Raw genomic sequence first — 24,403 nt, forward strand, 5'->3', positions numbered from 1 at the left:
TCTGATGTAAAGTTACTGTTCACAGGTGAACTTGTAGTAAAACAGCAGATCCGTTAAACTGAATCTGATGTAAATCTGCAGGTAGTTGCATCCGGGAGTCCCGGATTGATATTTCAAGGGTTTGTTATTATAATGTTGGCAGAGGGATATGCTATATGAAAAACAGACATAAGAGTAAGAATACAGTTTCAAATCGTCTGGCTATCGTTGGAATCACGATAGTTGTGCTGTTTATCGCGTTTGCCATGCATGTCAGGAGTGTCACCCTGAAGGAGCAGGACAGAGAGTATCAGCTTCAGGAGGAGAGCCTGCAGGCAGACATAGATGCCCAGAAACAGCTTTCAGAGGAGCTTGAGCAGAAAAAGATATACGTGAAGACAAAAGAGTTTACCATGGAGAAGGCCAGGGAGATTTTCGGGCTGAAAATGCCGGATGAGATAATCATCAAGCCGGACAGCAATTAAGATTAGTTATACGATTGTTTTTTGATAGGGGTCGGCCGATGCCGTCCCCTATTATTCTGCTCGAAAAATAGCCAATTAGACCTGCAACTATGTGAAGAATATCTAGGATTAATAAACAGCGATAATGGATGTTAAGAAATATCTGATTCTGAATGACTCATATTCTCGAAAACAAAAATATGAGTCAAAGAACGATGCTGTTGTAGGTGACTCATATTATCGAAAACAAAAATATGAGTCAAGGAACGATGCTGATGTAAATGACTCATATTCTCGAAAACGAAAATATGAGTCAAAGAACGCTGCTGATGTAAATGACTCATATTATCGAAAACAAAAATATGAGTCAAAGAACGATGCTGATGTAAATGACTCATATTCTCGAAAACGAAAATATGAGTCAAGGAAGAATACTATTCTAAATGACTCATATTTCTGAAAATGAATTATAGGTCAAGGAGAGTAATCCATCGGGGGCGTTTCTTGCCTGCAGGAACCGATACCTGGTGGTTTTTGTACGGATGCCCGACCGCTCCGGTCCTGGACTTATCTGCGGCTGATTTGTTGCAAAACTATGAAAAAATATTTAATTAAAAGGCGGTTTATTGTTATAATAAATGGTGTATGTGGCAATGAAAAATGATAAAATTACTTTGGAGATTAAGAATTATATTCTGATGAACCGGTTGATTGAAAAGGGCGACTGCGTTCTGGTGGGGCTTTCGGGGGGACCGGATTCGGTTTTCCTTCTGGAGGTTTTGAACGGGTTCCGTAAGTCTATGGATTTCAGACTCTTCGCTGTTCATGTGCATCATGGTATAAGGGGAGAGGAAGCCGACAGGGATGAGAGATTCTCACAGGAGCTTTGCAGGGAAAGAGATATCCCTTTCAAAGTGGTACATGTGGATGCACCAAAGTATGCAAAGGAAAAGGGACTGAGTCTTGAAGAGGCTGCCCGGATTCTAAGATATGAGGCTTTTGAAGCTGAGAGAAAAAACCTTGAAGATGGTTACGGATGTGAAGCCGGAAGCTGCAGGATCGCAGTGGCGCATCATATGGATGATCAGGCAGAAACGGTTCTTCACAATCTTGTCAGAGGTTCCGGTATAAAGGGACTTTCCGGTATGGAGGCAAAGAGAGGCGTTATCATTCGCCCGCTGCTTTCCGTAAAAAGGGAATATATACTGAGGAAGCTTCAGGATGAAGGAATTCCATATGTGATGGATTCCACGAATCTTGAAACGCAGTATACCAGAAACCGTATAAGGACTTCAGTTCTTCCGGAGCTGAAGGAAATAAATCCGGAAGCGGCTTCTCACATTGCAAAAACTGCCGATATACTGAGGGAAGCTGATGATTTCTTCAGGAAAATGGCTTCGGATTATGTTGACCGGTTTCGGGAAATCACATCAGATTCCGGCGATGTTGACCGGTTTCGGGAAATTACATCAGATTCCGGCGATGTTGACCAGGTTCAGGAAATCACATCAGATTCCGGAGATGTGGACAGGTTTCAGGATACCACATCCGATTTCGGCGATGGCATCCGGGAGATTTCCATTCCTGTGGAGGAGCTTAAAACCTATCCTGAGCTTGTGAGACAGTATGTCATGATGGAGCTTGTGAGACGCACAGGCACTCCGCTTAAGGATTGGAGTACAGTTCATTTCAGGGATATGGATAAACTGATCCACGGAAAGGGTGGGGCTCACCTGGATCTGCCATACAGGATGAGCGCAGATTATAGAAAAAAACATTTGATCCTAAGGATCAATCAGGAGATTTTGAGTATTAAAAGGAGAAAGAATAATGGCTGAACACGTAAGAGTTCTGATCCCGGAGGATGAGATCCAGAATAAGATCATTGAGGTAGCGGATAAGATCTCAGAGGCTTATAAGGGACAATCACTGCACCTTATCTGCATACTTAAGGGTGGCGCAATGTTTATGTGCGAGCTTGCAAAGAGGATTCATGATGTAAACATTTCCTTTGACTTTATGTCTGTATCAAGCTATGGATCCGGAACCACTACAAGCGGTATCGTAAAGATCGTTAAGGATCTGGATGAGCCTCTGGAGGGCAAGAATGTTCTTATTGTGGAGGACATTATCGATACAGGACATACACTTAATCATTTAAGCAAGCTCCTTATGAGCCGTGGGCCACAGTCCATTGAGATCTGCACACTGCTCAACAAGCCATCACGTCGTGAGAAGGAAGTTCCGGTTAAGTATTCCTGCTTTGAGATTCCGGATGAGTTTGTGGTAGGTTACGGACTTGATTATGATCAGAAATATCGTAATCTTCCATATATCGGTGTGGTAGAGTTCGATTGATAAGGTAGAACCGGCATGGTGGGCTGAAACATTAAAATCCACTAAGTTTTAGTATAAAGGGAAGAGTATAGAAAACTTCATGGCTATGAGTAAGATCAACTGGGATGCGCTCTATACGGCGGGATCTGAGGACTATCGATCTCCGGCAGAGCAGGGACCCGGTGATACCGTAAAAATACGGTTTAGAACTAAACATAGTGATGTGGATGCGGTATATATATATTTCCACGAGATTGATACCGAGTATAAGATGCATCTTATATTCAGTGACGAGTATTTCGATTATTATGAGTATCAGATCGTTGTTGGAAATATTACAATGAGCTACAGTTTCTTCATTCAGAAAGAAGAGGAAAAGCTGCACTACAATCGGATGGGAGTGTGTGAGGATATGAATCCTCAGATGGCTTTTCATCTTATGCCCGGATTTAAGGTTCCGGACTGGGTGAAGGGCGCCGTCATGTACCAGATATTTATCGACAGGTTCTATGACGGAGACAAATCCAACAATGTAGTCGATAATGAGTACCTCTATCTGGGAAGAGCCGTAAAAGGCATTAAGAACTGGGAAACTCCTGTGGAACCCTTTGATGTACACAGATTTTACGGAGGAGATATCCAGGGTGTACTGGAAAAGCTGGATTATATCCAGTATCTGGGAGTTCAGGTTATTTATTTTAATCCTTTGTTTGTATCACCGTCCAATCATAAATATGACATACAGGATTATGATCATATTGATCCGCATATCGGAAAGATAGTAAGAGACGGCGGATCGGTGATCGAGGACTGGGAGACTGATAATGCCCGTGCCACAAAGTATTCTGTACGTACTACCAACATTGAAAACCTGAGAGCCAGCGATGCGTTGTTCCTGAAATTTGTCAATGCATGTCATGAGAGGGGCATGCGCGTAATCATTGACGGAGTATTTAATCATTGCGGTTCCTATAACAAGTGGATGAATAAATCCAATTTCTACAATTACAAGGATAAGTCCAATGACTACCGGGCGGGTGCATATCAGCTGAAGGACAGTCCATTCCACAACTATTTTGCGTTTGATGATAACAGTGATGAGGCCTGGCCCAAGAACAATACTTATGAGAAGTGGTGGGGCAATGACACATTGCCGAAACTTAATTATGAGGGTTCCCGGGAGCTTGAAGAGAAGATACTTCAGGTTGGCAGAAAGTGGGTAAGCGCGCCTTATAAGGTGGATGGCTGGAGACTGGATGTTGCGGCCGACCTTGGACATACCGGTGATTACAACCATCTGTTCTGGAAGAAATTCAGAATGGTGGTTAAGGAGGCAAATCCTGATGCCGTTATCCTTGCGGAGCATTACGGAGATCCTTTCTGGTGGCTTCAGGGAGATGAATGGGACACCATCATGAATTATGATGCATTTATGGAGCCTATAACCTGGTTCCTCACCGGAATGGAGAAGCATTCAGACTCTAAGGAAGATCGGCTTAGAGGTGATGGAAAGCAGTTTTTTGCAGCCATGTCTTATCATATGTCGAGGATGCCGGAGTCTTCGATTCTTTGCTCCATGAATCAGCTTTCAAATCATGATCACAGCAGGTTCATGACCAGGACAAAAATGGAGGTGGGCCGTATAGGCACCAGGGGCTCCGCAGAAGCTGATACGGGTGTAAATGTTGCATTATACAGACTTGCGGCTATGATGCAAATGACCTGGCCCGGTGCTCCCACATTATATTATGGCGATGAAGCCGGTATGACAGGCTGGACGGAGCCGGATTCCAGACGTCCTTATCCATGGGGGCATGAGGATTTTGAGCTTATAGAATACCATCATTATCTGGCGGGTGTTCATAAAAGATATCAGGTGTTCAAGTACGGAGCACTGATGAAGCTCATGGCCGGACATAATTATGTGGTATATGCGAGAGTTTATAAGCATGAGGTTGTTATCGTGGTTATCTACTGCGGTGAAGATGAATTCACGCTGCAGATTCCTGCATGGCGCACGGGAATCAAGGACTACAACCGAATTGACAGAGTACTTCTGACTCAGGAAGACAGGTATAATGCCGGACAGTTAAGCAGGTTTGCTGAGGATGGCATGTTTGAGTGTGAGTGTAGTGCTTACACCGGAAAGATTTACTATTGCAATTTGTCCTCTAGGAGGAAGTGACGCAAGAGCCGGCGGGCATCCCGCCGGTTTTTGTATTTAAATTTATTTCAGAAAGTGCTTGACTTTAATTCGTTTAATGGGTATATTATACGAGTCGCTTGAAACGAGCGAAACACCTTTGCGGGTGTAGTTCAATGGTAGAATGTCAGCCTTCCAAGCTGAACATGTGGGTTCGATTCCCATCACCCGCTTCCCTGCCCAGATAGCTCAGTTGGTAGAGCAGAGGACTGAAAATCCTCGTGTCACTGGTTCGATTCCGGTTCTGGGCATTTGGAAACAATATATGCGCGAGTAGTAGAGTGGTACTACGTCGCCTTGCCAAGGCGAAGATCGCGGGTTCGATCCCCGTCTCGCGCTCTCTAAAAAACCCGAAGGTTAAGCCTTCGGGTTTTTTGCATATTTAGGTTGAAAATGGTAATATGGATATAAGGAGACGCATAATAATTTAGTGTAATAGATTCACGGTTATTATGTATTTAGATATGTGCAAATTGATTACCAAGAGAATTAAAAATCGTAATATACACATTGCTGATATTAAGGAAGACTATATCGACAATATTATCAGTAGTGCTGATTTGTGTGACCAAATAAATAGGATTATTTTGTTTGGATCAGCTGCTGAAGATAGATGTACAGAACAATCTGACATAGATATAGCCGTTTTTGGCAGTCAAACAAAATCCAGAATGTATGCATCGAAAGGGTATAAGGCTTTTATTCAGGCTGTGGTTTCCTACGGTGGAGCTCAAGATTATGATATCCTATACTTTGATGACAGGAAGACATATTCCGGAGGAATAATGAGCGATATTCAGAAGGGTGAGGTATTATACTCAAGAGGGTGACATTATGGATTTGAGCATGGGGCTGATTAGGGCGGATGTCCTAATGGCTAAACAAGGAATTGAGCTTTATAAAGAAAGAAAAATAAAGTAGTAACAGCACCTCAAAGGAGATATATCCTTTGGGGTGCTTTGGTATAGAAGCACTATTAGAAATAATACTGTTAATTGTCACATGGTCTAATGGTAAGATAGAAGAAGGTGTAATAACTTACGACATTCGGAGGAGGCAAATGAAAAACTATATTACAAGAAAACTTATGGGGATAAGTATAGTCAGTAAAGGCAGATTTTTGTGCCTTCTGTTTTTGTTGTGCCTGCTGTCGGCCTGCAAAGGAAAATCCTCCGGGAATGAAAAGAATGGTAATGTTGCAGGTACAGAGACTGTTGTGTTTGAAACTGATCCGGAAGACAAATCTAGCTTTACCCTGATGGTCTATATGATCGGCTCAGATCTTGAATCCCAGGGAGGGTCCGCTACCGCTGATATTAAGGAGATGCTCGCGGCACAGAAGTCCGAGAACCTCAATATCGTCCTGCAGACAGGTGGTGCAACTGCCTGGGAGAGCGAATTGACAGGTACGGACAATGCCTGCAGGCGATTTGTGGTTAAAGGAGAAAAGACGGAGCTTCTGGAGGATCTCGGGATCGTAAATATGTCCGAGCCCGCTTCGCTCACGGACTTTATCAACTTTGCTGCAGAGAAGTATCCTGCGGACCGATTCGGTCTGATCTTGTGGGATCATGGTGCCGGTACTCTCATGGGATACGGCATTGATGAGAATTTCGAGGATGTTATGCTAGAGATCGGCGATTTGAAGCAGGCGCTTTCCGACAGCGGTAAGCATTTTTATTTTATTGGTTTCGACGCCTGTCTCATGAGTACCGTGGAGGTCGCTTCCGCGCTGGAAGAGTACACTGATTATCTGGTGGCTTCCGAGGAAACGGAGCCTTCCGGAGGGTGGGCCTATACACCGTTTCTTTCACAGCTGGCTGCCCGTCCCGGTATTGATATGAATGAGCTTGCTCCCCGTATCGTGGATGATTTCGTGAATGATCCTACGTCGACAAAGTACGATAACAATACCCTGGCAGTTCTGGATATGTCGAAAGTTTCCGCTGTGCGCGGTGCCGTGCAGGTATTTTTGGAGACGGTTCGGGAATACCTTCCGGAAAGTTATGATCTGCTGTCTCTTTGCAGAAGCCGGGTCCGCAGTTTCGGCGGCGGCATGTATGAGCAGGTGGATCTCATGGATCTGCTGGCAGAGCTTCCCCGGTGTCTCACCGACCCGGGATTAGGAGGAGATAATTCCCGGGACCTTTCCGGAATTCTGACTGCTGCAGATGCGCTGAAGGCTGCACTATCAGATATGATCGTCTATACCAAAAGCGTGGATGACCGTTCAGGTGGTATGGCTCTGTATTTCCCGTATTTGCTGCCGGACCGTTATGAGTCAGTGGCCGGGATAATGCAGGATGTGGGATATGATAAAAGCTACTTTGATTTCTTTGATGGGTTTTTAAGTTATGTGGTGGCGGAACAGGAAAGAGCGGATATACAGCCTGTGGCGCCCGGTGTAAAAACCGCTCCCTGGTATCATCCCGAGGAGACAAAGCTGAAGGAAGACACTTATATTGATCCATCCACATTGGTGGTTAAGGAACTGGAATCCATGAATAACCTGAATCCTGACGGTAGTATCGACCATGTCGACAGCACCATGGGCATTGACTTAAAAGATGAGCAGTGGAAGCTGATCGATCAGGTGGAAAATGTGATCTATGTGGATACGGAAAGTTACGGCAGACTGGAGCTTGGGTGCCGCAACCTGGAGCATTTCATCAACGGAGATCCATACTATGGCTTTGACGGGAAATGGATGTCACTGGAGAACCTGATAGTTCCGTACTATGAGGCCTTTTATACATTGAACGAGGATGAGGAATCCTATAGTTATGGCTTCATTCCGGCGGAGCTTGAGGGCAGAGACATAAGCATAGTTGTATGGTTCAGCGTCGTTGGTGTAGACAGGGGGGTATATGCCCCTGAAGTTATCGGATACCGAAGGGAGCCGGTCATGTCTTTTGCGCGTCGCAGCTCAGTGATCGACATTTCGGCCGGACTCATGCCTCCGGACAAGGGTGTCCATTCGTTTAAGGATGGCGATGAGATCCGCCTCTATGCCTATGATGAGAATGGAAGCAAAGTCTATCCTTTTGATCTTCCCATCATTTACCATGAAAATGAAGGGCTCATCGTTAGAGATGAAAGGCCGGTGGAAACCTTTGCGGGTGGACGTTTTGATTCCATGTTCCAGCAGATTGCCCTCAGAGATATTTTCAACAATACTTATCTTTGTGAAGGTGTGGATATCAACTATGACTGGCAGGAGGAGCTGCCAAAGGCAGAGGTTAACAGTCCCGGTTACGGACCCGGGCCGGATGCATGGGACGGTGCAACGGAACGCTTTCAACTATCCCGGGATTATGACGTGACGCTCCGCTATCCTTCGGCTCTTTTTGAGGAAAAGGAGAATTGGGAGTGGGGTGATCCGGATCTCATCAGCCGGGATGGCAAAGTGAGCATATATCTGGAGACATTTGACAGACCTGAGGATTACGAGACTGCAGAAGAGAATTTTACGCATTGGGCTTCACAGCAGAATGATGTGGAATACTTTATTGTAAAAGACGAAACCGGAGAGTACGGAATTTCGGCGCCACATGATTTCAGTCTGGAAAGCTACAATCTGACGAATGGCATGTTGGGACGGCGTTACCTTTATCATGACAGAGAAGGCCGATGGTACTGCGGCCAGCTTGCCGGAAGCACCCGCATGCGGGGCGGCATGTATGGCTTCTCCATGGAAGTGTTTGCCGAAGAAGATCCGGATGAAGAACTTATGAATGCGATCTTTTATATCGGGAACTCACTGGAGATAGCATACTGAACATCTCGTAGATTGATTTCTGATATGATTTGACCAATTTAAGCGAACATTTTCGATTCGAGTCTTGTGCTTTACAAAAGCTCGGAGGTTTATCCTCCGGGCTTTTTTCGTGTGTTCAATATATTATAAAAAACCAGGAGAAAGTCGAAAAAATTAATAGTGGGATTATCAGGAATGAGTATATGAATGACAAGAAGTTCATATGGTTGGTGAATGGATTTTGGGAGAATAGATTTTCATTTGCAAAGGAGGTCCGAATGAAAAACTCAAGAGTATTATGGACAAAATCAATGAGAGTTTTAACAGTGTTTATTCTTTTGATTACACTGGTGTTTATCGCGGGCTGTGGTGAGAAAGAAGAGCCCTTTGTTGACAAGAACATGCCTTATGAGCCGGACACTCCGGCGCCGGATCCACATGAGGGAGTTTTTACTTCGGAGCACGGAACCATGACTTTCCCGGGAGATGGGGAAAGTGTAGTCATTGATTTTGATAAGGATCTTTCGGAGTATCTGGAACTGCCGGAGGGAAAGCAGGAGGCGAGATATTTTTTTATGACAGGAATACTTCCTCCTCATGGGAAAATGCCTATAAGGTATGATGTGGCACATGAATTTCAGATTATTGCAGGGGAAGGTGAAAACCGTAAAGCTGTAGATATTGAAATCGGAGCATATAAGGATGGCAGCTTCAGCACCGGTACAAACTGCACCACAGCAGACCGTATCACATTCTTTGTGGACCTGGATAAAAACGGGGACTGGGAGGCCGTGGATTTTCTGAAGTAAAATCTGTATTTTGGAGATAAATGGCAGAAGAATTGTATTTATAGTGAAGAAATCAAACACCCCGGAGGAGAAAAAACTCCGGGGTGTTTTTGAGTCCGAAACATTGTAAAAATACTTCAGACAGGGGGACCTTTATCTGAATGGCATTGGAATGTATTTGTGCAAAATTATGCCTCTTCGCCGATGTAGATATGCTGAGGAAGTCCTCCTACATAAATCGGAGTAAGCTCGGCCTGGATGAGCGGAAGGGCATAGTCGATGAATTCCTGCTTCATTTGTGTGTGGTCCTCATTGACCCACTCAAGAGGAACCTTCTTTTCGAGGTTTGCGACCTCGGAGATAGGATGAAGCTCGGTTGTGCACTGGTATGGCGCATTGGAAATTCTCTTAAGTGCGACCATCTCACCGGTATGTCCCTCAAAGGCAGCCTTAACTGCAGCGCCGCCAACCTGGTAAGCCTCCGTGATATCGGTGCGGCTGGTAAGGTGTCCTGCGCAGCGCTGGAGAGTTGAAAGCTCGATACAGCGGGTCTTTGTGTCCATGGATCTGGCAACAGTATTGGCAAGGAATCTGGCGGTTCCGGTCAGTGCCTTGTGGCCGAATGCATCCACAGCGTGCACATCATCTGAAAGCTCACAGACATAACGGCCGTCCTCAAGCTTGACACCCTCGGAAACAGCGATGACGATGCTGCTTTTCTTCTCCTGCATTTTGCGGACTTTCTCGATGAAACGGTCAACATTGAAAGGAACCTCGGGAAGACAGATCATATCCACGCCTTCGCAGTCATTATCCTTTGCAAGAGCAGCTGCAGCAGTGAGCCAGCCGGCATTTCTTCCCATGATTTCCACGATAGTTACATATTTTGTGCCGTAAACAGTAGCATCACGGATGATCTCCTTCATTACAACGCCTATATACTTGGCTGCCGAACCGTAACCCGGGGTGTGATCTGTTACGGTGAGGTCATTGTCTATGGTCTTTGGAACACCCACAAATCTGATGTCGCTTCCAACCTTTTCACCGTAAGCCGCCAGTTTGTTTATGGTGTCCATGGAATCATTTCCGCCGATGTAGAAGAAATAGCCAATGTTCATGTCGTTAAGTCTTTTGAATATATCTTCATAAACGGCTTTTGCGCCTTCTGCATCCAGCTCCGGAAGCTTGTAACGGCAGCTTCCGAGATAGCTTGAGGGTGTGCGCTTCAAAAGCTCGATATCCATTTTCTTTTTGAAAACAGCTGTCATGTCAATGTATCTGCCTTCCAGGAAACCCTGGATACCATTGCACATGCCATAAACATGCTCTGCACCGCGATTCTTTGCTGCCTCAAAAACACCTGCCAGTGATGAATTGATTACTGAGGTAGGACCTCCGGATTGTCCGACAATTGCGTTTTTCATATTACTCCTTTTGATAAAAATGCATAGATTGTATTACGTTCTGCTATTATGATAGCGCTTACATTTTATTTGTCTACAGTTAATTTTCATATATTTAGATAAAAATTCTAGTGTATAATGATGTGGAGAATAAACGTCGGGAACCTTTTTCACGGCGCAATCAGAGTTGTTTTGAGGAGTCGGTCAGATCAGCTTTGTGTGTCTGAAAAAGCTGAGAAAAACTTACATGGAAGGGATTATCTCATGAAGAAAGCATTGGCACTAAAATATAAAAGTCTTATTAAAGCCGGGTGGAAGAGCGTTCTGGCCGGAGCGGCTGCGCTTTGCATTTTCGCGGCAATGAATGTGGCCGCAATAAAATCCTACGCCGGTGTAACCTACATGCCGGATGTCACAAAGGAGATGAATACTCCGGAATTCTGGCTTTCTTTCTCCCCGTATGATGCTGACACGGTTCAGGCGGACAGAGGCAGGATAGAGCAGATAAACATTAACAACCTCATGAATGAAAAAACAAATATGAATGATCTTCAGCATTATAACGAGAGCATCGATGGGGTTGAATTTAATGAAAAGGTTTTGACAAAGGCAAGGGAAGAACTGAAAAGCTACAAGGATAAAGGCTATTACGACCAGTACGGAAACAAGCTTAGTGACATTCTGATCGAAAGCATCGCCCAAAACACACAGAACAGGTCGGCTTCACAGCTTCAGGCGCCCATGTATGCAATAGTGGTGAAGAGAACCACGCTGAATGCATTCCCGACAGATACCATCATCACCGACGAGCTTGGAGACGTGAATTTCGATTACAATGTGCTCTCAAGCGTGCGAGTGAACGAGCCGCTGGTTATCAAATCGGTGTCAGCCGACGGGCAGTGGTACTATGCGGAATCCCTTAACTGTTATGGTTGGGTTAATGCTTACGACGTGGCCATCTGCAGCTCCAAGGCTCAGTGGGAAAGCGCCTGGGTGATTCCGGATGACAGGGTTCTGGTGGTGACCGGCAGTAAAGTAATACTTGCTGAATCCAATACCAATCCCGAAAGCTCAAATCTCCTTCTTACGGTGGGTACGGTTCTGGAGGAGGCACCGGCCGGATCCTACGGCGCGAGAGTAACAAACCGTTCGCCCATCGGAAACTACGTTGTTTACATTCCTGTGAGAAACGGTGATGGTAGCTACAGAAAAGAGCTTGCTCTCATAAACGGCAATGCAGAAGTCAGCGAAGGGTATCTTCCTCTCACCAAAAGAAATATCCTGACAGTTGCCTTCCGGATGCTTGGGGACGCTTACGGCTGGGGAGGAATGCTTTCCTCCAACGACTGCTCCGGTTATGTAGGAGATATTTACCGCTGCTTCGGACTGAAGCTTCCGAGAAACACCACCTGGCAGGCAGCTTCAAACAGTTTCAGCTACGATGTATCGGAATGCACAGATGAACAGAAGATGGAATTACTGAATAACATGCCGATAGGAAGTGTACTGTTCTTTAAGGGACATGAGATGATGTATCTCGGGACGGTAAACGGCAAGTATTATGTTGTCAGCTCTGTAAGCTCCATAGCCTACTATGCAGGTCCGGGAGTCATGAGAACGAGATCTGTAATGATAAATACTCTGGATATCAGGAGAGCTAACGGAACTACATGGCTAAGCAACCTGTATAAGCTTCAGGTGCCGTATATGATGTAAAAGAATCAACTTTAGAAGGTCCTGTGGCTGCACTGTAAGGTGTTGCTGCAGGACTTTTTTTGTCAGCCGGGTTTATCCACCGTGGACTGTTCTCACCGGCGAGAACAGTCCACTGTGGATAAAACCCGGCTTAATTCTTTGACTTGATGCGGGTAATGCCTGAAATAGCAAAAAGTAATAATTTTGAAATTTATTATGCAGACAGGCAGAATATAGACAGTAAAATACAGGCGAAAAAATCATTTTTTTAGATAATTTTATTAAATTTTTATACTTTAAGCATATAAATACGTATAAAAACCCTTAAAAAACGAAGAGTTTTAGAAGAAATTTTCTCGTTTTGCAGAATTACGTAATTTCAAGGGGTTTTATTATTTAATTTATTGTGAAGAACGCTAAATAAAAATTATTACACTTTTCTGCAAAATAAGATGATATATGATGGATAATTGTGTATAATTACTACTAAATAATTACATTGTAATTAATTCGTGGGATGAAAAAGAAATGGGAATCGCATAATTCTGATATATAAAAAATATTTCCGGAAGTCAGAATTATGCAAGGGGAGCAGAAAAGTGAAACAATACGTGGTTAAGGGCAACACAGTACGCTCTTATGAAGTAGAAGATCGTGAAGCTTCAAGAAGTACTGTAGTTATCCAGCAGAGGGGAAGAAGAAACCAGCTTCATCTGTATCGTACGAGAAACGGTCAGATAAAGATGGAATATGACATTGACAAGAGCATAATCAAACCCGCATTGAGATGCATTCCGGATGCTATCATTGACAGGATTTGTTACGCAGCGCTCATCATTTCACTTTTGTTTATTTTTGGCACCTGCTATCAATGCGTAGAGGTGGATACATCAGTTGCCACAAGACTGGAGAGCATTGATCGTAAGCGCAATGAATTAAACGAACTGAAATTGGCAAATGAAGCAGTAAAGGCATCAATTGACAGTGCCGTTAATCCTGATCTTATCTATCGTGAGGCAACAGAGGTTTTCGGAATGGTTCTTCCGATGGATTCCGAGATTATTACATTTGAGAAGGAAAACAGTAACAAGGGATATGTAAGAACCTATGATACTATTCCTGCCGGCTACGAGCAGAACGAAAGCGCTGTAGTGGTTCTGGCAAAAGAGGTTGCAAAACTCGTTGGATAAATAAATCATGGTCTTGGTGATAAAACCGGTCGTTAACCGCACTTTATCTTTTGAAATATGAAGGAGTGTCCGTCAGGATGCTCCTTTTTTATGTCTGATTTCAGAGCTTTCAGGGACGGTTCTATTTAAGAAATTTATTGCGTTCAAAAATAAAAATAATTTCCTCAAAATAAAACTTTACAAAAGACACTTTCGGTGTTAAAGTAAGGACAACAGAAAAAGAAAAGTCAACAGAAAAGTTCACCTGACGAGAAAGGGTGAAGGGCCGGTTGGCAAAAGTGCAGGAGATGAACCTGCGAAACTAAACTAAAGAAAGCAAGAGGTACAAAGACATGACACCAGATCAGTTAGTCACTAGTATCCTCTGGACCGCTTAAAAAGAAGAAAAACGTGAGAAGATCTACGGACCGTACATCCGGGAGATGGTTCAAACCAATAGAGAAATGAATTTTCGGATTATTTCTTAATTAAAGTCCAGACGATATTATTGCAAAGGGAAGATCGACATAAGAAGTATACAGGGATCTGTAAAGAAAGATTCATGTAGAGAAAATAGTTGAGTAGTTAATAAAGGTCTTAAAAGGGAGACCATATAAATAAAAATCCGGAAAATCTGATAAGAAGAATACTTAGAAAGATTCGAAAGATAAATTCAAGTAATAAAAAAGTCGATCTGATAATTGAATATAGAGTCAAAACTGAATATTGAAATAATCTATTTATAGATGATATCCATAAGATATAAAAATTACTATCGAAAAGATATTTATAGAATTTAAATAGAAATCTAAGAAACGAGGTACAGACCGAAGTACAATTAAGTAAGGGGACGTAATATTGAGTCCCAGGGTCAAGTAAATAATAAATAAAAAATAAAAGCTGTCGCAGGTGCGGCAGCTTTTTTAGTTATATATTCTTATTATTCAATTCACGTCGAACCTTCTTGATGACGTTTAGATATGCGATGGCAGTGAAGGCCCCGGCGGTGATCCAGGCTGCGGGGTCGCAGAATACCGCAAGAGGAAAGCTCATGGTATGCATGGCTATGACGGCAACAACGAGTCGGGCAAAAAATTCAACCACGCCGCCCATCATGGGAAGGAAACCGTGTCCGCAACCCTGCATTGCATTTCGGAAAATAAAAATGAAACTGAGAGGGATGTAGAAAATGGTTACTATGCGGATATAGGTGGTTGCCCATGGCATCATAAGGGTTATGGTGTCAAGGGCAGCGGCTGTGCCCTGAGGTATATCGGAAGCAGAACCTGAGCTTGCAAAGAACAAGGTCATGACCGGTCTCAACAAAAGATTGCAGCCGATGGCACCAATTATGGAATAGGTGATCTCAATGATAACAGAGGCACGTATTCCTTTATTTATTCTGTCGCTGTCTCCGTGACCGTAGTTCTGTCCGCTGTAGGTAGCCATGGCCTGTCCCATGGCTATCATCTCCTGAGTCATTACGCTGTGCAGCTTATTGGCTGCGGTGTAAGCCGCAACTGCGGTGGAACCGAAAAGGTTGATGGCCGACTGCATTATCATGGTTCCGGAGGCTGTAATGGCGAACTGAAGTGCCATGGGAATGCCTACAGCCATCTGATGCTGGGTGTCAGTTCTGTTTATGTGCCAGTCTCTGAGTTCCGGCCAGAGAACATTGGCCTTAAAGCGAATGTATAAGAGGCACAACATGGCTGACAGACCCTGGGAAATATTCGTGGCCCAGGCGGCTCCGGCGACTCCCATTTTTCCTTTTATGATAAAAACCAGATCCAGGACTACATTGATGCATGCACTGAAAATGAGGAAGTAGAGGGGAACACGGCTGTTTCCTATAGCTCTCAAAAATGCGGAAAAAAGATTATAGAAAACGCTTGCCACGGTTCCGAGACAAATAATGGTTATATAGGTCAGTGAATCGCGGAAAATGTTTGATGGGGTATTCATCAGGTGAAGCAGCGGGTTCATAAGTGAAACCGAAAGGAGGGTCACTGTAATGATAACTATGAGTGCAAGCAGTATTCCGTTGGCCACGCTTCGCTTTACTCTTCTGTAATTCTGAGCACCGAAAGCCTGGGCTGTAAGAACGGTGAAACCGGTGCATAGCCCCTGAGAAAAGCCCAGAACCAGAAACATGATATTTCCGGTGGCACCCACGGCGGCAAGTGCATCCGAACCCACAAAACGACCTACGATTATAGTGTCTGCCATGTTGTATAGCTGCTGGAAGACATTACCTATAAAAAGCGGGATCATAAATTTAAGTATAATAGGAAAAGGATTTCCTTTAGTCATATCGACTTCCATAATAATCTCCTCTATAAACGCATATTTTTACCGTTTATTCCTGACAAACAGATGCAAATCTAACTGGCTCCATTCTGCCGGGTATCTTTTTCAATAACGAATGAGCATTATAATATCTATCGAAAGGATTTCCAATAGATTTATTGTGTTTTTTGTAAAAATATAATGGTCGGAACCGGGTAATCCTGTGTCTGTGATATAATGCGTAAAGGCGGTACTGCTAAAGACTCATTTGATAATTATTTCCATTGTTGATAAAAATAATAAGATGCGGGTGGTTTGAATGGTTTTTATTTTTATGGCGTTGTATCCGGAGGCGAAGCCGGTGATAAAGAGACTTGGGCTCAGGAAGAGGACGGACAGGACCAGGTTTCAGGAGTTTGTTTCGGAGGAATCGGGAATCGTTCTGACTATCACGGGTGTGGGACCGGTTGCAGCAGCGGCAGCTGTGTCGGCGGTTTTGACTGAATATGATGCGGGGCCTGAGGATCAGCTTTTGTCGGTGGGGACGGCAGCAGGAAATGCTTCTGACATTTTTCTTTTGAACAAGCTTCTGGATCAGAATTCGGACAGAACTTTTTATCCTGATATGCTGATAAAAACCGATTTTAAGGAAGCTGCCGCGATTACCGGAAGTACTGTTTTGTCACAGAGGGCGGCAGCATTTATGAAGGTTGCTGCGGAGGGTTATGACCTCTATGATATGGAGTCTGCGGCGGTTTATCAGGCGGGTAATATTTATCTGGGCCCTCATCAGATGAGTTTCATCAGAGTTGTGTCTGACGAAGGAGTTGAGACTGCAGATCGGGAGCAGGCTGTATCTGACTTAGCTGCAAGAGTTAATGCTGTTATCAACAGTCATGTGGAGGAGATTTCGGATTATGTGGAAAAGCTGCTGGCTTTGTCTGAAAAAGAGAAGTACCGGGGTGGAATTTCCGATAAAAGCAGCGAAGGTCTTGTGGATAAGATAATAGAGGATGGACATTTCTCCAAAGTGATGCAGGATCAGCTGAGGCAATATGTGAAGTATGCGGTGCTTAGCGGCGTTGACTGGGAGAAAGCAGTTCAAGGGATTTACGAAGAGGGGATGCTTCCAACCATAGATAAGCGTGGTGGTAAGAAGGCACTGGACAGGATAAAAAACTGTATTTTGAAATGAGTTTTGGCTCTCCGGCAAAAATGTCAGCTGTTTGTAAATGCATGGGACCGGCTTTCCGGATATAAGAATATGATTGATGGAGAATGCGTAGTGACGGAAACATTGGCATATGGGAAAAGTGAAGAGAGGCAGGAACTGAACGGGCCTTTTTCGCATATTTATGTGGAGGAGAAGGTACTTCTGGATGAAGGGTACCGGAAAAAGGCGGAGGAGATCATTTCGCATTTTCCGGAGGCGGTTGTTGTGCGGATAGGACATTATAAGGATGTGTTTAACCGGCATAAGCAGAATTACGTAAAGCAGCATCATGCACAGGCACTGATCCTTGCGGTGAAGCAGGGGACACTGGTGTATCCCGGAGCAAAGGTGTGTCAGAGCATGGGGAATAAGCATTTTTACTACACCTCATGTATGATGAACTGTCTTTTTGACTGCGAATATTGTTATCTTAAGGGTATGTATCCATCCGGAAATATGGTGATCTTTTTGAACCTGAAGGACATTTTTTCGGAGGTGGAAGCGCTTCTGAAGGAGCATCCGGTGTATCTGTGCGTGTCCTATGATTCTGACCTGATGGCTATAGAAAAGCTTACAGGTTATGTCAGGGAGTGGATAGATTTTACCAACCGCCATCCTGACCTTACGATTGAAGTGAGGACGAAGGCCGGAAACATTGACTTTGAGAGTCTGGTCGAAGGGCCAGGAAAAGGCATATGCTGCAGGACTGAATCTTGTGATGGGCTTAAGGAAGCTTCGGTTAATGTTAACGCATCGGATGATGGTAAACAGGAGAGTCCTGTGAGTTCCCGGAATATATTTGCGTTTACCCTTTCGCCGGAATATGTGGTGAGGCATTATGAGCATAAGACGGGGAGCCTGGAGGGTCGGATCAGGAGCGTGAAAAAGGCGTTGGAGCTTGGTTTCACAGTACGTCTCTGCTTTGATCCTATGATCTTCTGTCCGGACTGGCGAAGTGAATACGAAAAAATGATGGATAAAGTGTTTGTCGAAATTCCTGTGGAAAAGATATTTGATTTCAGTGTGGGAAGCTTCAGACTTTCGGAAGAGTATCTCAAGAATATGCGGCGCAATATGCCGGACAGTGCTGTGGTACAATACCCTTATGAAAATGACCATGGAGTGTACCACTACAGTCAGAAGCTTACTGACGAAATGGAAAGCTGGATGGTGGAGAAGCTAAGGGAGAAAGTTCCGGAGGAAAAGATATTCAGATGGAGTTCGGCGAATGGCCAGGGTTGAATTAGTTTTCTGCTGATATTATTTTTTAGCCGGATAACAATATTTCTGAGTTTATATAATTGAAATCAGAAGTGTAAAAAGGTGTTTTGTTATGAGTGATGTTTCTAACAGTAAAATAGCAATCGTGACCGGAGCGTCCTCGGGGATAGGAAAGGCGATATCTGAACGCCTTGTCAGGATGGGTTACGAGGTATATGGCTTTGGACGGGATTTCGGACTGTTTCTCAAGGAAAATGTGGCATGTGGCGTTTCGGATGATTCTAAGATGAATTCGGCTGACGGGAGATGCTGCGGAGAAGACATTGGCACCGAATTATGTGGATACGGGTGCTTCCATCCTGTGGTGTGCGATTTAAGAGATACGGGCAAGCTTTTGGAAGTTATCAGGAATATCACGAAAGAAACCGACAGGCAGCTTTCTCTTCTGGTGAACAATGCCGGGGTTGCCTACTATGGGCTGCATGAGGAGTTGAATCCCGAGAAGATCAGCGAAATGGTCAGGGTAAATCTTGAGGTTCCCATGATCCTGACGCAGCAGCTTCTTCGTAATCTTAAGGAGAATAAGGGTAATATCATCAACATTTCCTCTGTCACCGCCATTTCCAGTAATCCCCACGGAGTTGCCTACGGTGCCACAAAGGCGGGACTCATGAGCTTCAGCAGAAGCCTCTTTGATGAAGCAAGGAAATACGGTGTCGGGGTGACTGCCATACTTCCGGATATGACGGATACGGCGCTTTACAGGAATGCGGATTTCGGAACAGATGAACAGCCGGATGCGCATCTTGAGCCGGAGGACGTAGCAGATGCGGTGGAATATGCACTTTCGGTCCGGGAGGGGGCCTGCGTTCCGGAGATAGTATTGAGACCACAGATACACAGGATTAAGAAGAAAAACAAAACCGGCTAAAGAGATCGTGGAAATTTAAAATATGATATGTGACTTACAGATGCATACGTAACTTACAGACGCATAAGTAAGCGTATCAAAGTAAAAAAGGCATCAAAAAAACCTAATAGCTGATATTCCGAAAATTCAATGCTTTAATAGGGCGTTATTACTTTTCATATCAAATCATGTGGTGTAAGCTCGTAGACATATAGAGCTGATCGGATTTACATCTGATTTTCAGGTATTTAAACTCAAAAATCAGCGTTAACAGAATAGAAATATTACTTGAAAAGGGAAGGCATAAAACAATGGAGAATTGCAAGATTACAGTAGCGGGAATCGGGGCTGTGGGCGGACAGATCGCAGCCATGCTGGGAAGAAAATATGAAGATAACATCACATTGATCGCAAGAGGAAAGCATGCTGAGACTCTCAGGGAAAAAGGCCTGATATTTAAGAGCGAGTTTTACGGCGACAGCATTATGCATCCTGCGGCAGTGGTGGAACGTGGAGATGAGCTGCCGGTGCAGGACTTCGTTTTTATATGCTGCAAGAACTATTCCATAGATCAGATATGCGAGCAGGTACGTCCATGCATCGGACCTGACACCATAGTCATGCCTGTGATGAACGGAGTTGAGCCCGGAGACAGGATCAGAGAAAAATTCCCGGAAGCCATCTGCATCGACTCCCTTATCTATACCATAACTTCAAAAGAGCCTGACTATTCCGTTAAGCAGTCAGGAAAGTATACTCACATTTTTATCGGCTCAAAGTTGAGAGACGAGCGCCACGTTGAGGCTTCCAAAAAGGTTTATGAGCTGTTCAAAAGCGTGGGCTTCGACGTAAGGTACACTGACGATATCATGTCGGAAGTATGGCAGAAGTTTATCCTTAACTGCGGTTTCAATGTTATGACCTCCAGGTATCAGACCACCTCCGGAAAGATCCGCGAAAACGATGAGTGGTGCAGCGACCTTGCGGAACTCATGAAAGAAGCCGAGGCAGTCGGCCGTGCAGAAGGTGTAAACATTCCCGAAGGCACAGCCGCTTCAAAATATGATTACTGCATGGAGAATCAGCCCTACGATGCCACCTCCTCCATGAGAAGAGATGTAGACGCCAAAAGGCCAACAGAGCTCGATGCCTTCCTCGGCGCCGTTATCCGAAAGGCTGACAAGTTCGGCATCGACGTACCATATGCGAAACGATATCACAAAGAGCTTTCCGAAATCATAAATTCATATGGCGGAAATATTTGAGCATTAAGGGCTCCGGTCAGTAGACCGGAGTTTTTTTAATGCGAAATAATAGGAATAACCTATACATATTATAGTTAAAACGTTAAACATAAATCAGACACGAATGAACATGTCTCATATTCCTACAGTTTATGAAAATAAAATATTTCTAAAATAATCTGCGAAAAACCCTTGATTTTATGTTCGGGCGCCATTATCATATAACCATAACTTAAAGCGTTTCGCAGATACATAACTTTTTAAGACCAAAAAACGTCTCGAAAAACTGGTGCTGTGTCCTTAATTATGTCTTTAAATATCGTTTGAGTAGTGCCGGATGATCCGGGACACAGTGGACAGAAACTTAAAGGTTATAGAATCTACCGAACCAATAATAAAATTAACGGAGGGGGACTTAATATGAACGACAACAAAAACGTTTCCATGGCTGTAGCTGCTGAACTCGACGCAGATTCAAAGGCATTTGCAGGTGCAGATGTAAAGACAAAGAAGAGCAGCGGAGCACTTCTCGGTGCAGCATTCCTGATGGCCACCAGTGCTATCGGACCCGGATTCCTGACACAGACTTCATCCTTTACAGGTCAGCATCAGGCAAGCTTCGGATTCGTTATCCTGGCATCGGTTGTACTTGCGGCTATAGCACAGCTCAACATCTGGCGCGTGCTTTGCGCAACAGGCTTAAGAGGACAGGACATCGCAAATAAAGTCCTTCCGGGTCTCGGATATTTCTTGTCAGGACTTATCGTTCTGGGCGGTCTGGTTTTCAACATCGGTAATGTCGGCGGCGGAGCACTTGGATTCAACACACTTCTTGGAATTCCCACAACAGTGGGCTACGTACTGACAGGTGCCATCGCCATCGGAGTATTCCTTTCTAAGAATGCCAAGGGTGTTATGGATACACTGGTTAAGATTCTGGGCGGCGTTATGATCGCAGTTATCTTCATCGTCATCCTGATCGTAAAGCCACCTGTAGGTGATGCGGTTGTCAATACTTTCGCACCTTCAACAGGCTACGCACCGCTTTTCCCTGCGATCCTTACACTTCTCGGCGGAACAGTCGGAGGATATATCACCTTCTCAGGTGCACACAGACTTATCGATGCAGGCATGACAGGTAAGGATAAGCTCGCAGAGGTTACAAAGAGCTCAGTTACAGGTATCTTCATTGCAGCACTTGTAAGAGTATTCCTTTTCCTTGCAGTACTCGGCGTAGTGGTAAACGGAGCAACACTTGACAGCTCAAACCCTGCAGCAGATGCATTCCGTCAGGGAGCAGGTCAGTTAGGATATCGTTTCGCAGGTCTGGTTCTTCTCTGCGCAGCAGTTACATCAGTTATCGGTGCAGCTTATACATCAGTATCCTTCCTGAAGACCTTCAACAAGGGAATTTCAGATCATGAGAATTTATGGGTAATCGGATTCATCGCAGTTTCAACACTGGTAATGATCATCTCCGGTTCACCGGCGGCTCTCCTTATCATAGCAGGTGCCGTTAACGGACTTATCCTTCCTATATCTCTCGGAATCTCACTTGTAGCTTCACAGAAGAAGTCCATCATGGGCGCTGATTACAAGCATCCTAAGGTTCTCCTGGTTCTCGGAGTACTGGTAGTTATAATTTCAGCTTATGTTGGTATCACAGCACTCGGAAACTTCAGCAAACTGTTTGCCTGATATTGAGAAGATGTGAAAGGCGCAGTCCTGAAAACATCAGATAATCAAATCATGATACAATAAACCATGTGGTTTAAAAGTTAGTGCTCATGTGGCTTACCCCACATGAGCATTAACTATATATAAAGAAACATTCAGGGAAAACACGAAAACAAGTCCCCGGTTCATCCGGAAACGGCGACAGATCGTGTTTGTCAGTATAGGAGCATTTATGCAGAACATCAAAATAGTGCCGGAGGGAGATGCCTCGCTGCTTATACAGTTCGAGCAGGTCATAAGTCCGGAGGTCAATCAGAAAATCGCTGCGGCTGCAAAGCTCATCAGGGCACAGCAGATTTCCGGTATCATTGACATGATACCCACCTACTGTTCTCTTCTTATTAATTACAATCCTCTGGTAATAAGCTATGAGGCTCTTTACAAGAGAGTGGAGTCCATAGTCCGTATGGAATCCCACTCGGAGGCAGGGAAAAAGAAGGTCTGGGAAATCCCGGTGGTTTACGGCGGAACCTATGGCCCTGACCTAGGTGCCATTGCGGAGCATGCGGGAATAAGTGAGGAGGAAGTCATTAAGATCCACAGCAGTAAGGATTACCTTATATATATGTTGGGATTTTTGCCGGGTTTTACCTATCTGGGAGGTCTGGATGAAAAGATACATACACCGAGACTTGCGTCACCGAGAGTCAGGATACCGGCCGGCTCTGTAGGCATTGGCGGCTCCCAGACGGGAATTTATCCTATGGACTCTCCCGGAGGATGGCAGCTCATGGGTATGACACCTGTTAAGACCTATGATCCGGACAGAGAAACACCAATTCTGGTGGAAGCCGGCGATTACATAAGATTTGTGCCTGTGACTGAAGAGAAGTACCTAGAGATCAAAGCAGCCGTAGAGGCAGGTACCTACGAAGTCACAGTGCATGAAGGGGAGGACTAAATGGGATTCAGAGTTTTAAAGGGAGGACTGCTTACCACGGTTCAGGACTTCGGAAGATATGGATACCAGAGCCAGGGCTTCAATGTAAGCGGCGTTATGGATCCGCGTTCCTTCAGGATCGCAAATCTTCTGTTGGACAATCCTGAAAATGAGGCAGTTCTCGAGTGTACACTTATCGGTCCGACCCTGGAGTTTACGTCAGACCAGATCATAGCAATCACAGGCGGAGATTTCCGTCCTGAGCTTAATGATGACCCGGTGCCCATGTACACCGCCATCTATGTTAAGAAGGGCGATGTGCTGAAGGTGGGCTCCGCAAGAACCGGAAGAACCTGCTATATAGCGTTTTCAAATTACCTTCAGGTTCCCGTGGTCATGGGTTCCAGAAGTACGAATCTAAAGTGCGGTATCGGTGGTTTCAAGGGAAGAAAGTTAAGGGACGGAGACTACATTTCCACCAGAATCAAAAGAAGAAAGTATCTCCCGTATTTCCTTTCGAGAACACTGCCGCTTCATGAGTTTGATGATAATGCTGTCACCGTGAGGGTTGTGATGGGACCCCAGGCGGAGGCATTCTCGGCGAAGGGACTGGACACTTTTTTGAACAGCGAATTCACCATTTCAAGTAATTTTGACAGAATGGGCGTGAGACTGGACGGACCTTTTGTGGAAAGCAAGGCGGGCTCAGACATTATCTCTGACGGCATAGCTCTCGGAGCCATCCAGGTGCCGGCTCACGGAAAGCCCATCATACTGCTGGCGGATCATCAGACTGCCGGTGGGTATGCGAAGATCGGAACCGTTGCAACCGTGGATCTTCCGAAGGTGGCGCAGAGACGTATAGATGACAAAATAAGGTTTCAAAAGATTACGGTTGAGGAGGCCCAGCATCTTCTGAAGGTGCAGGAGCATGAGTATCAGGAGTTCAGAAACCGCATCCATAAGCCTTGCAAGGAGGTTCTGGAGGTGAGGCTCACCGCCAAGAGACTGGAGAGGCTGTTTGAAGAGTGAGATTTATTGTAAAGAGGCCGGAGAAGCTGTTTGAAGACTGAAATTCCGGGATTATCTTTCCTGTCCGGCAAGGAATGAGGAG

General features: G+C 44.7%; 19 protein-coding genes and 3 tRNA genes. 20 read left to right on the top strand and 2 right to left on the bottom strand.

The window, feature by feature from the left end:
* Nucleotides 1-155: 155 nt before the first annotated feature.
* From BLV86_RS07975 to BLV86_RS08025, 11 genes are all read left to right on the top strand, one after another.
* Nucleotides 156-464, top strand: a complete 309-nt coding sequence (locus tag BLV86_RS07975) for a septum formation initiator family protein (RefSeq protein ID WP_090816130.1) — start codon at nt 156-158, stop codon at nt 462-464.
* 124 nt (nt 465-588) lie between these two features.
* Nucleotides 589-903 carry a hypothetical protein gene (locus BLV86_RS07980; RefSeq protein WP_090816131.1) on the top strand — a complete coding sequence of 105 codons (315 nt, stop codon included), beginning with the start codon at nt 589-591 and terminating at the stop codon, nt 901-903.
* A gap of 193 nt (nt 904-1,096) precedes the next feature.
* Nucleotides 1,097-2,281, top strand: coding sequence for a tRNA lysidine(34) synthetase TilS (gene tilS, locus BLV86_RS07985; protein WP_175456474.1), 1,185 nt, complete (start codon nt 1,097-1,099; stop codon nt 2,279-2,281).
* Nucleotides 2,274-2,801 carry a hypoxanthine phosphoribosyltransferase gene (gene hpt, locus BLV86_RS07990; RefSeq protein ID WP_031547962.1) on the top strand — a complete coding sequence of 176 codons (528 nt, stop codon included), beginning with the start codon at nt 2,274-2,276 and terminating at the stop codon, nt 2,799-2,801. Before tilS ends, hpt begins: the two co-directional genes overlap by 8 nt.
* A 79-nt stretch (nt 2,802-2,880) precedes the next feature.
* Nucleotides 2,881-4,965: a glycoside hydrolase family 13 protein gene (locus BLV86_RS07995; RefSeq protein WP_090816135.1), complete on the top strand. Its 2,085-nt coding sequence runs from the start codon at nt 2,881-2,883 to the stop codon at nt 4,963-4,965.
* Nucleotides 4,966-5,085: 120 nt separating this feature from the next.
* Nucleotides 5,086-5,156: transfer RNA gene (locus BLV86_RS08000), tRNA-Gly, on the top strand.
* A gap of 5 nt (nt 5,157-5,161) precedes the next feature.
* A tRNA-Phe gene (locus tag BLV86_RS08005) sits at nt 5,162-5,234 on the top strand.
* Between the two features lie 16 nt (nt 5,235-5,250).
* Nucleotides 5,251-5,322 (top strand) — tRNA-Gly (locus BLV86_RS08010).
* A gap of 134 nt (nt 5,323-5,456) precedes the next feature.
* Nucleotides 5,457-5,813, top strand: a complete 357-nt coding sequence (locus BLV86_RS08015) for a nucleotidyltransferase domain-containing protein (RefSeq protein ID WP_242840041.1) — start codon at nt 5,457-5,459, stop codon at nt 5,811-5,813.
* A 230-nt stretch (nt 5,814-6,043) separates the two neighbouring features.
* On the top strand, nt 6,044-8,761 hold the full coding sequence (locus tag BLV86_RS08020) for a clostripain-related cysteine peptidase (RefSeq protein ID WP_090816136.1): 2,718 nt from the start codon (nt 6,044-6,046) through the stop codon (nt 8,759-8,761).
* A 257-nt stretch (nt 8,762-9,018) separates the two neighbouring features.
* Nucleotides 9,019-9,549 (top strand): hypothetical protein, encoded by a 531-nt coding sequence (locus BLV86_RS08025; RefSeq protein WP_090816138.1) that lies wholly within the window; start codon nt 9,019-9,021, stop codon nt 9,547-9,549.
* A gap of 167 nt (nt 9,550-9,716) precedes the next feature.
* Here BLV86_RS08025 and BLV86_RS08030 read toward each other — a convergent pair whose 3' ends face one another.
* Nucleotides 9,717-10,952: a 6-phosphofructokinase gene (locus tag BLV86_RS08030; protein ID WP_090816140.1), complete on the bottom strand. Its 1,236-nt coding sequence runs from the start codon at nt 10,950-10,952 to the stop codon at nt 9,717-9,719.
* 243 nt (nt 10,953-11,195) lie between these two features.
* On the opposite strand from BLV86_RS08030, the gene BLV86_RS08035 reads away from it, so the two are divergent.
* Both BLV86_RS08035 and BLV86_RS08040 read left to right on the top strand, forming a co-directional pair.
* The gene (locus BLV86_RS08035; RefSeq protein ID WP_175456475.1) at nt 11,196-12,647 is read left to right on the top strand and encodes an SH3 domain-containing protein; all 1,452 of its coding nucleotides are present in this window, start codon (nt 11,196-11,198) and stop codon (nt 12,645-12,647) included.
* Between the two features lie 578 nt (nt 12,648-13,225).
* The gene (locus BLV86_RS08040; RefSeq protein ID WP_031547976.1) at nt 13,226-13,816 is read left to right on the top strand and encodes a hypothetical protein; all 591 of its coding nucleotides are present in this window, start codon (nt 13,226-13,228) and stop codon (nt 13,814-13,816) included.
* A gap of 906 nt (nt 13,817-14,722) precedes the next feature.
* Here the strand turns inward: BLV86_RS08040 and BLV86_RS08045 are convergent.
* A complete protein-coding gene (locus tag BLV86_RS08045) occupies nt 14,723-16,120 on the bottom strand; it encodes an MATE family efflux transporter (RefSeq protein ID WP_090816146.1) in 1,398 nt (465 codons plus the stop codon).
* A gap of 283 nt (nt 16,121-16,403) precedes the next feature.
* Between BLV86_RS08045 and BLV86_RS08050 the strand changes: the two genes are divergently transcribed.
* From BLV86_RS08050 to BLV86_RS08080, 7 genes are all read left to right on the top strand, one after another.
* A complete protein-coding gene (locus BLV86_RS08050) occupies nt 16,404-17,279 on the top strand; it encodes a hypothetical protein (protein WP_090816147.1) in 876 nt (291 codons plus the stop codon).
* Between the two features lie 69 nt (nt 17,280-17,348).
* A complete protein-coding gene (locus tag BLV86_RS08055; RefSeq protein WP_242873265.1) occupies nt 17,349-18,539 on the top strand; it encodes an SPL family radical SAM protein in 1,191 nt (396 codons plus the stop codon).
* Nucleotides 18,540-18,630: 91 nt separating this feature from the next.
* Nucleotides 18,631-19,449, top strand: coding sequence for an SDR family oxidoreductase (locus tag BLV86_RS08060; protein ID WP_090816149.1), 819 nt, complete (start codon nt 18,631-18,633; stop codon nt 19,447-19,449).
* 290 nt (nt 19,450-19,739) lie between these two features.
* The gene (locus BLV86_RS08065) at nt 19,740-20,693 is read left to right on the top strand and encodes a ketopantoate reductase family protein (protein WP_090816150.1); all 954 of its coding nucleotides are present in this window, start codon (nt 19,740-19,742) and stop codon (nt 20,691-20,693) included.
* Nucleotides 20,694-21,218: 525 nt separating this feature from the next.
* Entirely contained in the window at nt 21,219-22,370 is a 1,152-nt protein-coding gene (locus BLV86_RS08070; RefSeq protein WP_090816217.1) for an NRAMP family divalent metal transporter, read from the top strand.
* Between the two features lie 211 nt (nt 22,371-22,581).
* Complete coding sequence (gene pxpB / locus BLV86_RS08075) at nt 22,582-23,310, top strand: 5-oxoprolinase subunit PxpB (protein ID WP_090816152.1); 729 nt, start codon at nt 22,582-22,584, stop codon at nt 23,308-23,310.
* Nucleotides 23,311-24,321 carry a 5-oxoprolinase subunit C family protein gene (locus BLV86_RS08080; protein ID WP_090816154.1) on the top strand — a complete coding sequence of 337 codons (1,011 nt, stop codon included), beginning with the start codon at nt 23,311-23,313 and terminating at the stop codon, nt 24,319-24,321. It begins immediately after the preceding gene.
* Nucleotides 24,322-24,403: the final 82 nt, after the last annotated feature.

This window comes from Oribacterium sp. KHPX15, assembly GCF_900107835.1.
Classification (GTDB): domain Bacteria; phylum Bacillota; class Clostridia; order Lachnospirales; family Lachnospiraceae; genus Oribacterium.